This window comes from Pedobacter sp. (assembly GCF_965249885.1).
Classification (GTDB): domain Bacteria; phylum Bacteroidota; class Bacteroidia; order Sphingobacteriales; family Sphingobacteriaceae; genus Pedobacter.
The window spans coordinates 1600733-1614692 of record NZ_OZ252254.1 but is presented as its reverse complement, the minus strand read 5'-3'; the positions used below and the strand labels follow the sequence as shown (position 1 = coordinate 1614692).

Here is a 13960-nt window from a genome sequence, read left to right as displayed (position 1 = left end):
ATATGATAGCAATGAAAAACTATTTAAATAAATTTAATTTGGCAATGGTGCTGCTGCTTTGTGGCCACCTAACATACAGCCAAACCCCCTCAAACAATCAGAATTACATAGTGGAAACTGCGGTAAAGGTTCCGGGGAAGACGACTGCAGCCTCTTTGAACGGCCTTCCGGTGGAACAGGCCAACCGTACCATCCAGTATTTTGACGGATTGGGCCGCCAACTTCAGACGGTGAGCTGGCAGGGCAGCGCTGGGAAGAAGGATATTGTGCAGGTGTTCGAATACGATGCTTTGGGGCGGGAAGTTAAGAAGTATCTTCCATATGCCGAGCAATCGGCAAGTGATGGGAGCTACAAGCCCTCCGGCATTACCACGCAGGGGCAGTATTATCAAGTTGGCAGCAGCTGGGAGGCCAATGTGGTGAAGACTCCCAGTCCGTTCAGCCTCACGATTTTAGAGCCCAGCCCGCTCAACCGCATATTGAAGCAGGGCTTTCCTGGAGCTACGTGGCAACCCGCTCCAAATAGTGCCGACGATCATACGGTGCGTACGGCCTACGGAACCAATGCGGTGAATGAGGTGAAGCTGTGGACGGTCAATTCTGCCGGTAACGGTGCCACTGCCATCTACTACCAGCCCGGCAGGCTGTATAAGACGACCACCAAGGACGAGAACTGGAAAATTACCGACGGCAATGTAGGTACAGTCGACGAGTATAAAGACTTTGAAGGCAGGGTGGTGCTGAAGCGGACTTGGGAGACGGCAACGAAGAGCCTTAGTACATATTACGTGTACGACGACCTTGGCAACCTTCGCTACGTATTGCCGCCTGCGGTGAACGAAAACGGGCAGGACATCGCTAGCTTCGATGAAACGCAGGCTGTTTTTGACCAGTTCATCTATGGTTACCATTACGACGGAAGGAAAAGGCTGATCGAGAAAAAGCTTCCCGGAAAGGGCTGGGAATACCTGGTGTACAATAAATTGGATCAGCTGGTGCTGACCCAAGATGCCGTACAGCGGGCGAAGACCCCCCAGCAGTGGCTTGTAACAAAGTACGATATTTTTGGTAGGGTGGCAGTTACTGGTCTATACGAGAAGCCTGGCACCACAGCAGGGGTTTCAGATCGCGTACCGGTACAGACATCTGTGTCAGCGCAGTCACAACAGTGGGAGGAGCGTATATCCACAGGAATTGGCTATACTACTGATCGTTGCTATCCTGGGGTGGCGCTAAGTCATAACCTTACCATCAGCTATTACGACAACTACGTTTTTCCAAATAATACATTCACGTTTGTGCCTTTCGGTACGACTGCCCTGGCCAGTACAATGACAAGAGGATTGCCCACGGCCACCAGGACACTGGTACTAGACCATGAAATGTCTACCATGCTGCTTTCGGTAAACTACTACGATAATGAGGGAAGGGTGGTGCAGTCACACGTACAGCATCATCTTGGTGGTAGCGACCGCACTGATATCGAATATAATTTTGATGGAAGTGTGAAAAATTCTAAGCGTACGCACGTTAAGGGCAATGTTACAACTACTATTGCCACTGCCTATACTTATGACCATGTAGGTAGACTATTGCAGACCAGCAAGGCCATCAATAACGCCTCGCCGACAACTATCAGTGAGAACGTCTACAACGAGATAGGACAGGTAAAGCAGAAGAAACTGGCTGGCGGAATGCAGTCTACTGCCTACACTTACAACGAGCGAGGTTGGCTAAGAAATGGTGCGAGCGGACAGTTCAGCATCGAGCTGAAATATGATGATGGCACGTCGCCGCAGTACAATGGGAACATATCTACACAATTATACACCAATGGGACCAGTAATACCTTTAGCTATAACTATGATCGGTTAAACCGATTAATCAGTGGCCTATCGCCATCGATGAGCGAAACGCTTACCTACGATGTGATGGGAAATATACAGACTTTGCAGCGTGATACTGAAGGGCTAATGACCTATCAGTATACGGGAAATAGGCTTGACCGAATAGTGAGAGGCACCGGAAGCAGTTCTGGCAGTGAGGAAAATGACGACCAAGAAGAAGGTACACCCTTTGCAATCTCCTATCAGTATAATGCCAATGGCAGTTGCACGCTAGATGCCAAGACATGGGCATCGATCAATTATAACTATCTCAACCTTCCCACGAAGGTCGGCATGCCGATGAGGGAGGGTTATTTCCGATATGTTTATGATGCTGCGGGAAGGAAGTTGAGGAAGGCGGACGTCGTTCTTGTTCCCGGTGACGAGGAAGCGGCAGAAGATGAGAACGGCGTGATTACTGGTGGCGGTCCGGGTATAGAACAGCTTAATGGTAATACTATAGATTATATAGATGGTATCCAGTACAACAATGGTGTCATCGACTTCATCCAGACCGAAGTGGGCAGGGCGCAGAACAATGGTGGTGTATATACCTATATCTACAATCTCTCGGACCACCTTGGAAATGTGCGTACAACTTTCGATATTTACAACAATGACATACGAATATTGCAGCGTGACGACTACTATGCCTTTGGACTGAGGAAGGCCGCAATAGGCGGAACGAATAAATACCTCTACAACGGCAAGGAGCTGCAGGACGAACTTGGACAGTACGATTACGGCGCAAGGTTCTTTGATCCGGTGATTGGGAGGTGGAACGTGGTGGATCCGTTGGCGGAACTTGATAGGTCAAGATCACCATATAACTATGCAAGGAATAACCCGATACGTTTTATTGATCCCGACGGGATGTTCTGGGGAGATTTTTTAGATGAGAAAGGAAATAAAATAGGTACAGATGGAATTGACGATAAACGATTATATCTTGTGTCCGATAAAAAAGAACAAGAGCAAATAGCAAGTACTAATAATAAAGGAGGAAAAACTCAGGTTTCTTCGGTTAAGTCAGCTCATCGTGTTTTGAGTGTGGAATCGATAAGAGGTGATCCTAGAGAAAATGAAAGGAGTGGTAAACCTGGAGGCGCAAGCTTTAATGGTGTTTTTAATGAGAGCTTTAATACTGATGTGCAAAAATCAATAATTGATAATGGAACAAAAAATGTTGATAGTTATTATGACGTTGCTAAAGAATCAAATAGAGGCTCATTAGATTATAAAAGCAAATTTAAAGCGGGGGAGCTAATAAATATGAATGGAATTTATATGAACAACCACGAAGCATTAAATTATTTATGGGGTGCCAGTATGAGTACAATTAATTCATCAGGCAAGGTCGAAATAAGTGTTAGCGATGCGCTTTTAGGTGCTGAATTATACAACGTATATGATTATATATTTAAAGACAGTAAAACTTTTTCTAATCAACCCAGTCATAGAGAGGCAATAGCGAGAGGTTATTTTGATTATTCGTTGGGCATTTTCCCTTCAAATTATAGTAGAGATAATAGAGTAAGAAAGGCTATAAGATAATAAACACTATTTTGGATATAATGAATTTTTGTTATCTAATATTTATATTATTATTCATAAGCTCGTGCCAAAGCTTTGATAAGGATTTGTCTTTAAATAAAATTGATATTGACAAATCTCAAGAACTCGATACTTTAGAAAAATATCCCGAAAGGGGTTTGTATATAGTTCAGATTATTCATAAAGGACATTTAGGAAACTTTTCAATTCATTACTGTATTATTAAAAATAATAAGGGGAAAATAACGGCTTATGAAATTGGTAATAAAGGGAGTATAAGAATATCTAAAGACTTTGTCGCATTAGTTTCTTCTTACGGTAAGGCAGATTGGGGGTGGTTTTATGTAGAAAATGGTAAGTTATCGAATAAACTGCCTGGTATTTCAAAGATTTTAGATAGACTAGAATCTCAAAGAATAAAAAAGGATTTTGTTAAAGAAACTAATGGCTATATAACTTTTTATCTAAAAGGCAATATTGTTAAAGCCTTTAACTATGGAAGTTTTGTTACAAAACATGTTGAATTTGACTTTGATAGTTTGGATTATGGCCTATATAAATTAAATAGAGATACACTTAAAATTATTTCAAGAAATGGAGATGATATTTTAAAGCAAAAAAACGGAATTTTTTTTATACCCCCACCGGGATATGGGATTCTTTTTAAGTACAGCAAAAAACAAATTTTGAATGCCGTTGATTCTATCTCAAATTTACAAATTCAACCAAAAACTATAAGAATAGAAGTTGATGATTAGAAAAAAGCCCAGCGATGTAAAAATACCTGCTGTTCAATATGTTAAGAGCAGCGCATCTCGAACTTGGTATGGCTATTGTAATAAGATATAAGATGTTTTGCCAAAGGCTATAGGTTAAGTTAGCCACCATTGACTATGTGGACGGGATCCAATATGCCAACTGTATAGACACGCACCGGGTGGAGTAGCGCTGATCCATAACGCAGCTATAATTACAGTTACAATCTCGCACTCCACTTTTAGTGTAGTGCAACTTCTGATTTCTACAGAGCTGCTTCGCTGGATTGCTGCGTAACTATATTACGCCCTCGATTGCTGAAGGCGGCGTAGTTGGTACCAACAATCATCCCGAACTGGAGTAAAACATAACAAAGAGCTGTAGGCAAACTTAAGGCTTACTATATGCAACAAGATTCTATGAGATTACAGTAGAATGTGGCTTGACACACTAGTGTAGAAAGACTCGAATATTCACCTGTCTTCAATATTATTACTTTAATTAACGAAAATGGGATAAAGCGAATTTGTATTCGCACAGTAAAACTACCAGTTCGCACCGCAATAATAGCAGTTGGCAGAAAAACATTGTAAATATTCTAAATAATTAAGAAGTTGCACAAAATATTTCTTTATGAAAAAAAAATACATCTCTGCCCTAATTTGTTTTCTATTATTATATTGCCATGGGCAGCTGTATGCCCAAAGTTTGGACAAGTTGAACATTACAAATGTGGTTCCACCTTCACCAGAAGTAAGCGCTTTGGGTAAATATTTGGAATTTCCAATGAATTATTCCTCAGGAGTTCCAGTAATTAGTATTCCTCTCTACACTGCTAATTCGGGGACACTTTCTCTTCCTTTATCAATTTCTTACAATTCTTCTGGAATTAAGGTGGAGGAAGTCGCTTCTTGGGTTGGAATTGGTTGGAGCTTGTCAACGGGGCCTAGCCTCTACCGTGTTGTACATGGCCTACCCGATGATTATAGTACGTTAAATGGTTATTTGTATACATCTATAAAAGCCAATATCATTTTCGGTTATCCCGAAACCAGCCCGGAGAAGATTAATGCCTATTATAAGATAAATCAAAATGAACTGGATGTGGAACCCGACTTCTATTATTTTTCAGCAATGGGCTATTCTGGTAAATTTTATTATGACCAGCAGCAGCAGGCTTTTGTGCAGCTTCCGAAAAGTCAAGTAAAATTGGCCTTCAATACCGACACTGATGGAAAGATCGTACAGTGGATAGTTACATTGCCTAATGGGGTTAAATGTTTCTTTGGGCAGACGGAAAATCGCCAGCGTAGCGCTCATGACATATTCAATAGTTCAACTGTATTAAATTTTACGCCTAATGCCAATATATCATCTGGTGAGGCTACTCCTGAACATATTACCATGTGGCAGCCTACAGAAATTAAGCATCCAGATGGTAGTTTATTAGAGTTTTTCTATAATTCTGTGATTTCTAGCGACTTTGGGAGAGGGGGAGAGATGCAAGACTATGTGGGTGACAGCGGCTGTGAATATGCAACTAATCAACTCAACTATTCCACATACGTAAATGTGAGCAGCAAGAGCATTATACAAAAGATCTCAACAGTGAATGCAGACATTGAGTTTGTGACATTACCTACGCTTAGAGAAGATGTCATAGGGGGAAGTCCTGCCTTAGACAAAATTCGGATAAAGAATAAGATGGGACAGCTATATAAAACGTATAAATTTAATACGGCCTATTGGACAAGTCCGACAGAACCTAATCTTATAACTATTCCGCAGGTACTTGGCGGTAATCCTCATACAGTTTCTTATAAAAGGCTATATTTAGCTAGTCTAGAAGAGAGGGATGCGTCAGAAAACAATCCAAAAACGCATACCTTCACTTACAATAGTTTAGATCTGCCAAGTAGGTTGTCTGCGTCTCAGGACTATTGGGGGTTCTATAATAATGCCCCAAATGGCTACCTTCTTAGTCCAAAGATAAAGGCAAGCATAGTAAACGGTGGTTCTTCAGGATATTTGCCGGGAGCTGATAGAAGGGTGGATTCGCTCTATGCCCAAGCTCGCACGCTCACGAGAATCAAATATCCTACTGGGGGTGCAACAGATTTTTCTTACGAAAGTAATAAAGTCTCGGAATCAAGTATAGCTACCGGAGATTTAGATTATTTTCAGTTTTCTGGGCTTAATCAGCAGTATATTGCTTTGCTTAAGACACCGTCGAATCTTGTTCCAGGAAGTTTCAACACCTATTCCCGAACTTTTACAGTTGGGCCAAACCCAACCTATGTAAACTTTGAATATACTGGTTGTAGTGGAAATGTGTCGAGTTTCGATTGTCCATTAATGACTGTGGTTGAAGGAATATCAAACCCTAGCTTTTCGCTCATGCTGAATCAAGCAAACCTATCTTATAACTTGCCAGAGGGAACTTATAAAATTACTACAACAATCAATTTTTCCTTTGAAAATCCAGATCCTGATTTCTCTGTAATCTTAACTTGGGATGAGCAGATCCCTAATCTTAATAATCAAGTTATTGTTGGAGCACTGAGGGTTAAAAAAATTATCGATACTGATAGTTTTGGTGGGCAAATATTGCGCTCATTTTCTTATAGTCAATTTTCGAATATTAATCATTCTAGCGGATACATTCTAAACTTACCTATGCATGTTTTTAAGATTGCTTGTGGATCATCTGGCATAATATCAACCGTTAGTTTACCAAATGTTACTAGAAGAGTGTCTCAAAGTGCCGCACCTTTAAACGGTGGTGATGGTCAGATGGTCAGATATACAAACATTGTTGAGTATCTAGATGATAGCAAACATTATAAGACGGAATATACTTACTCACATGACCTTTATGATTTTATCAGTTATACGGTGAGTTCTTACCCATTTGCTCCGATAATTTATCGCGATTGGCGATCTGGGTTGATGCAAAAGAAGCAAGTTTATGAGTATATAACGAGTGGATATAGGCCTATATCCTCAAAACAGGTTTTTTATAAAGATTATGATGGTCAATCAATTTCTTTAATTGGACTAAAACATGGATCTACACCTTATCCGGGAAGCTTTAATTTAAAGGAATATGGAACTTATACAGAGTGGTATTTGAAAAGTAAGGAGATAGACACCTTATATTCTTATGATAGTGGAGGCGTGAAGAAAGTAATACAAAGCAAAGATTATGGTTACGATAAGAATGCCTTTTATCTGTTAACGGATACCTGGACATATGGAAGTGATGGACAGACATCACATCAGCGCATCAGTTACCCAAGTCATTATGATGTAAGCACAGGATTTAATACTGCAACATTACTTGCAAAGAATATTGTCGATTTACCGATACGAAAAGAAAGTCATGTTAATAATAAAATTGTTGATGGAGAAATAATAAAATATAATGATATGGGCCAGCCTATTTCATTGTATAGTTACGAAGGCATAAATATAGATACAGTTGCAATTAACTCTTTAGTTGTCCTTCCAAATTATTATAAATTTAACGCTGATATTGGTTATGACGGTACCATTAAAAGCAATATGGCAGAAGTAAGGAAGCGGGGCGGTGTTACAGTGTGTTTTCTGTGGAGCTACAAAGGTCAACACCCTATAGTAGAAATCAAAAATGCGGATTATACGACAGTTGTTTCAATATTAGGCCATTCTTTAATAGACGAGCTTGCCAATAAAAATCCCACAGATATCGAGATTAAAAATACAGTAGACCTGCTTAAGGCAAGTAATTTATTGCGATACTCCCAGGTCACCAGCTATACCTATAAGCCTTTAGTTGGTATGACTAGCATGACCGATGCCAAGGGTATGACGACCTATTACGGTTACGACAGCTTTGGGAGGCTCGATACGGTCAGCGACCATTACGGGCATATCATCAAGAAATTTGACTACCACTATAAACCATAGGCCATGAAGACATTTCATCTACAAATCACGACCTTGGCGCTGCTGCTGTGTGGACAGCTGTCGCGGGCCCAGGGCCCCATCACGCAGGGCGCCATGAACTATTCTGTATATAGTGGCCAGTCCGAGCTATCGGCAACTGGCAGCGTAACGCTCACTGACGGTTTCCACGCCCCGTCGGGGAGCAGCCTACGTGTCTTTATAGTTCCCCAAACATGCGGTCCATTGGCATCGGTTCCCAGTGCTGGCCAGAACTACATCCTTTCCCGCACGTTCAGGGTCGCCGGTGTAAGTGCACAGAACCTGAACGATGCCCGGACGCTGTGCCAGGAGAACCGGACCATCCAATATTTTGATGGCCTGGGCCGTCCTCTTCAGACCGTCGAGGTCGGGGCCAGCCCCTCGTATACGGACATCGTTACCCCCGTTTCCTACGATGCGCTGGGCAGGGAGCCGGTGAAGTACCTTCCCTATGCTGCCGGCAGCGGTTCCAGCGGGAGCTACAGGCCCACGGCGATAGCCGACCAGCTGTCCTTTTATGCCTCTGCGCCGCAGGGGGTCGTGCAGAACGTGAGCCCCTTCAGCGTTACGGTGTTCGAGGCCAGCCCCCTGAACCGTGTGGTGAAGCAGGGCTTCCCGGGCACGGCATGGCAGCCCTCGGCCGGGGCTGCCGACGACCATACGGTCCGTACGGCCTACGGCACCAATTCGGCGAACGAGGTGAAGCTGTGGAGCATCAACAGCGCCGGCAACGGGGCCACTTCCAGCTACTACCAGCCCGGCAGGCTCTATAAAACGACCATCGGGGACGAGAACTGGAAGGCCGCCGATGGGAATGCCGGCACTACCGAAGAGTACAGGGACTTTGATGGCAGGGTAGTGCTGAAGCGGACCTGGGAGACCAGCACAAAAAGCCTGAGTACGTACTATGTGTACGACGACCTTGGCAACCTCCGCTACGTGCTTCCCCCTGCGGTCAACGAGAACGGCCAGGACATCGGTAGCTTCGAGGAGACGCAGGCGGTTTTCGACCAGTTCATCTACGGCTACCATTACGATGCAAGGAAACGGCTGATCGAGAAGAAGGTGCCCGGCAGGGGGAGGGAGGAGATGGTGTACAACGGGCTTGACCAGGTGGTGTACAGCCGCGATGCGGTGCTCGCCGGCCAGGGGCGCTGGCTTTTCAGCAAGTACGACGCCTTCGGGCGCACCATCATCACCGGGCTCTACGGGGGCTACAACACCCGTGAGCAGCTGCAGTCCACGTTGGACGTGCAGACGGTGCTGTGGGAGAGCAGGAGCGATGATGGCCCCTCTGGCACGGGCTACACCTCGGCCTGCCAGCCGGTCCCCTTCTCCATCGTGGAGTACCATACCATCCATTACTTTGACGACTATGCCATACCGGGGATCCCCTACCAGCCTGTTGGCTACAGCCAGATGCTGAATGGGCTTCCCACGGCCAGCAGGGTGAAGGTGCTGGGCAGCGCCGATAAGTGGCTGTGGACGGTGCAGTGCTACGACGACTACGGCAGGGTGGTGCGCAGCTGGTCGCAGCACCACTTGGAGGGCACCGACGTTACCGACAACACCTACAACTTCGACGGCAGCCTGAATGGCAGCACCAGGGTGCATACCAAGGGGACGTCCGCCACCACCATTGCCACTACCTACGGCTACGACCACATGGGCCGGGCAACGACGACCGCCCACAGCATCAACGGGGCCGCCCCTACCACGATCAGCGAGAACTTGTACAACGAGATCGGGCAGCTGGGGCAGAAGAGGCTGGCCGGCGGGATGCAGCAGACCAGCTACGGCTACAACGAGCGGGGCTGGCTGCGGAACAGCACCAGTAGCGAATTCTCCATGGAGCTGAAGTACGATAACGGCACGCTGCCGCAGTACAACGGCAACATCTCGGGGCAGGCGTACACCAACGGCACGTCCAACAGCTTCGCCTACAGCTACGACAGGCTGAACAGGCTGCTGAACGCTACGGCCACTGGCATGGCCGAGCAGCTGGTCTACGATGTGATGGGCAATATTGCCAGCCTCAACAGGGACAACACGGGGACAAGGGCATACAGTTATGTGGGCAACAGGCTACAGTCGGTAGCGGGGCTTACGGGCAGCTACGGCTACGATGCCAACGGCAACGCCACCACCGATGGCCGCACGGGCACAGCGCTGTCCTACAACCACCTTAACCTTCCGCAGGCGGCAAGCAGGTCGGGACTCAGCATGTCCTACACCTACGATGCCACGGGGCGGAAGCTCCGGAAGGTGTCCACTACCAACGCTACTGAAACCACGGACTATGTGGACGGGATCCAGTATGTCAATGGGGTGATCGACTTCATCCAGATGCCCGAGGGCGTTGCGCTGAACAGCAGCGGCAGCTACAGCTACAGATACAACCTATCGGACCACCTTGGAAATGTGCGGACAACTTTCGATATTTACAACGGCGCTGTGCGGATATTGCAGCGTGACGACTACTACGCCTTCGGGCTGAGGAAGGCGGCGGTTGGTGGGACGAACAAATACCTTTATAACGGCAAGGAGCTGCAGGACGAACTTGGACAGTATGATTACGGCGCAAGGTTCTACGATCCGGTAATAGGCAGGTGGAATGTGGTGGATCCGTTGGCTGAGATGATGAGGAGGCATTCTCCATACAACTATGCGTTCAACAATCCAATAAGGTTCATAGACCCAGATGGGATGGGTCCAGAATCGGTTCATCTTGATAAGTACGGAACGGTACTTAAAAATGTTGATGATGGAGATAATGGAGTGTATGTTCATGAAAAGGCTAAAACCGAAGCAGATGTAGATAAGAAATATAGTTCCAAAAATACTGGTGCTGGTGGGGAAAAAATTGGTGAGTTAGGAGGCAAGATTAATATGGATAAGGTTTATTCAAATTTATTAGATAAAAATGTTGCAATCGCTGATGATATCTGGAACCCAAATACATTTCGGAAGCTAGTAAAAAATCGTGGGGATTGGGATTATAAGAATGATAAAAAACATATAATTGGCCTTGGTAATGATGGCAAAACAACATTTTCCTTTGAGGGAAGGACTATGGAATCTCAGGATTTCGGGAATCATCATTATGGTGTTGTGGGCAGGGCATATGGCTTCCCTAAAGAAACTTTGCTGATTCGGGCTGGTAAGGCACAAATGGATGCCGGAACGTCTTTGCCTCAGTGGCAGAATTACAGGACGACTACCACTAGTACACCCTATGGAACTAATAGCTCCACGTTTATGTTGCCACCTTATGGTGATGACCCTAGAGATCAAATGTGGATTAAATCAGGCTTTAATTATTATGACAAGAAATATTAACAGAATTATAAAGGTCGCTGTTCTTGCGGTTGTTATATCCTTTATTGCTTACCTAGCCTATATGTTTTTTGCTTTTGACTTGTTTGAGACCGACAACGATAAATTGAAAGTAATTGATGTTAGTGGAAGGCCGTATAAAATTGTCCTATATCGCATTAATGGAAACGCCACAGTTCAGAGTGGGATTCAAGTCAGAAAATTAGATGGCGAAAACGAATCTACTTTAAAGCACTATGACAGATATGATTCTTTGATATCTTACTCAGTATTCAAAGGCAGTTTGGAGCTTGTGCTTAAAAATACTAATTTCCAAAAGCAAAAGCCAGATACCTTATATCTTAAGCTACCTTAGTAGTAAGGATAAAGTCAAGGCCCAATGGAATGTTCCATCGGGCCTTGCTGTTTATTGCCTACTTCCATCTGTTCCTTTAGATTAGCAGATAGTATTTTAGGAACCCAGCTGTTCGAGATGTTAGCTTTTCCCCTGGGCTGGAACTGGTTTGGATTTCGCTAGTGCCGGAGCTATTATGGCAGCCGATGGTAAAATGGCATCGTTAGTGAGCCAGGGTTATACTTCTGGAACCCCGGGCATAATGGGGGCAACAGCCCAATCTGCGAAATCATTAGCTGGATTTGGAGGTGTTTTAGGGAATACTGCGACAGCTATATCTGTTGGCGTTCTTTATGTTGAGGGTAAGCAAGTGTATAACGGACAAATGGATGGAGGAAGGTTCGGCTACCATGTTGCCTCATTCGGTGCCGCTGCCGGAATTGGTTTTTCTTTTGGAGGTCCCGCAGGACCCGCTGTTCGAGATGTTAAGCGCAGCGCATCTCGAACTTCCTATCAACGGATTTGCAATCCGGTATAAAGACATACCTCCTCGGTGTAGTTAAGTGTTCCTTATTTCAGCTGTCACTTAAATCCAAGAAAACAGCCGAAGACTCCGTCTGGAAATATAGCCCTGATGCGATATTTTACTTCCTTGGAAAGGTGTGTGCAGTTTTTCTATATTTACAAATCACTATGAAACTAAGATGTTAAAATCAATAATCTTTTCATTTACGCTAGCCATGTTGTTGAGCTGCAATCAAAACAAAAACTATACCAGTACAAATCACACCACATCGATGTCAAACAAAGGTGGCTCTGCCCTTCAACAGGAGGATTTTACTGAGTTTTTTAAGAAGTTTGATTCAGATTCGGTTTTTCAGCGGACAAGAATAAAATTCCCTCTCCAAATAGTTAATATGGATGAAACTGGTGAAAAACAAAAAGAAAACTATATTTCAGCGAAGGAGATTAGCCACATTGGGATTGGTAAGCTAAAAGAACCCAATATGGCATTAAAGAAAAAACAGGTGGCTATGGATAAATTTGAAATACAATTTACAACAGATGACACTGGTTACGAAGTGAACTATTTTTTTGAAAGAAGATTGGGTAAATGGTTTTTAATTTCAGTTAGGGATTTATCAGACTAGTTTTAATCACTTTAGAAAAACGCATTAACTACTTGTTTCATCAGTTTAGTGCAGTGGCAATTAGCTATCGTTCAAAAAAATCCCCAAGCCTTTTAACGGACTTGGGGATGGTAAAAATTTATAAGATGTTGAGAATTAAACTTCTTCTTCGCTAACAAATTTTGCATTGAAATAATCTCTATTCATGCGGGCGATATTTTCCAAAGAAATGCCTTTTGGACACTCAGCTTCGCATGCGCCAGTATTGGTACAGTTACCAAAGCCTTCTTCATCCATTTGTGCAACCATGCTTTGTACCCTGCGGTAACGCTCTGGCTGGCCTTGAGGTAATAATGCCAACTGAGATACTTTTGCCGAAACAAAAAGCATAGCCGAAGCATTTTTACAAGTAGCCACACAAGCACCACAACCAATACAAGCTGCCGCTTCAAAAGCTGCATCAGCTTGTGCCTTTGGAATAGGAAGCGCATTTGCATCTTGTGCATTACCTGTATTTACAGATACGAAACCACCAGAAGCAATGATACGGTCGAAAGCAGAACGGTCTACCGCTAAATCTTTAATTACTGGAAATGCTTTTGCTCTCCAAGGTTCAACTACAATGGTATCACCGTCCTTAAATGAACGCATGTGTAGTTGACAAGTAGTTACTAAGTCTTTTGGTCCGTGCGGCTGTCCATTGATGAACATTGAGCACATCCCGCAGATACCCTCTCTACAGTCGTGATCAAACACTACTGGCTCTTCACCTTTAGTAATTAGTTGTTCGTTTAAAACGTCAAACATCTCTAAGAAAGACATGTCTGGAGAAATTTCGGAAAGCTTGTAATCAACTAATTTACCAGCTGAATTTTTGTTTTTTTGACGCCAAACTTTTAGCGTTAAATTCATATTTCCTGTACTCATTTTGTTGAGATTTAAGTATTGAGTAACAAGTATCGAGTATCAGATTTTTATTCAAGTCCTGATACTTGATA

Annotated in this window: 8 protein-coding genes; 7 read left to right on the top strand and 1 reads right to left on the bottom strand. The window is 44.0% G+C overall.

The features are described from left to right. Nucleotides 1–11 precede the first annotated feature (11 nt). From ACY2A0_RS06815 to ACY2A0_RS06785, 7 genes are all read left to right on the top strand, one after another. Nucleotides 12–3440: a DUF6443 domain-containing protein gene (locus ACY2A0_RS06815; RefSeq protein ID WP_461788813.1), complete on the top strand. Its 3429-nt coding sequence runs from the start codon at nt 12–14 to the stop codon at nt 3438–3440. A 20-nt stretch (nt 3441–3460) separates the two neighbouring features. Beyond that, complete coding sequence (locus ACY2A0_RS06810; protein ID WP_461788812.1) at nt 3461–4198, top strand: hypothetical protein; 738 nt, start codon at nt 3461–3463, stop codon at nt 4196–4198. 631 nt (nt 4199–4829) lie between these two features. Beyond that, the gene (locus tag ACY2A0_RS06805; protein ID WP_461791302.1) at nt 4830–8144 is read left to right on the top strand and encodes a hypothetical protein; all 3315 of its coding nucleotides are present in this window, start codon (nt 4830–4832) and stop codon (nt 8142–8144) included. A 222-nt stretch (nt 8145–8366) separates the two neighbouring features. After that, nucleotides 8367–11501: a DUF6443 domain-containing protein gene (locus ACY2A0_RS06800; protein WP_461791301.1), complete on the top strand. Its 3135-nt coding sequence runs from the start codon at nt 8367–8369 to the stop codon at nt 11499–11501. After that, nucleotides 11485–11853, top strand: a complete 369-nt coding sequence (locus ACY2A0_RS06795) for a hypothetical protein (protein WP_461788809.1) — start codon at nt 11485–11487, stop codon at nt 11851–11853. The genes ACY2A0_RS06800 and ACY2A0_RS06795 overlap by 17 nt, the downstream gene beginning before the upstream one ends. A 175-nt stretch (nt 11854–12028) precedes the next feature. Next, nucleotides 12029–12370 (top strand): hypothetical protein, encoded by a 342-nt coding sequence (locus ACY2A0_RS06790; protein WP_461791300.1) that lies wholly within the window; start codon nt 12029–12031, stop codon nt 12368–12370. Nucleotides 12371–12629: 259 nt separating this feature from the next. Continuing rightward, on the top strand, nt 12630–12983 hold the full coding sequence (locus ACY2A0_RS06785; RefSeq protein WP_461788807.1) for a hypothetical protein: 354 nt from the start codon (nt 12630–12632) through the stop codon (nt 12981–12983). A gap of 135 nt (nt 12984–13118) precedes the next feature. On the opposite strand, the gene ACY2A0_RS06780 is transcribed toward ACY2A0_RS06785, so the two are convergent. Continuing rightward, nucleotides 13119–13889, bottom strand: coding sequence for a succinate dehydrogenase/fumarate reductase iron-sulfur subunit (locus ACY2A0_RS06780; protein ID WP_461788806.1), 771 nt, complete (start codon nt 13887–13889; stop codon nt 13119–13121). Nucleotides 13890–13960 lie beyond the last annotated feature (71 nt).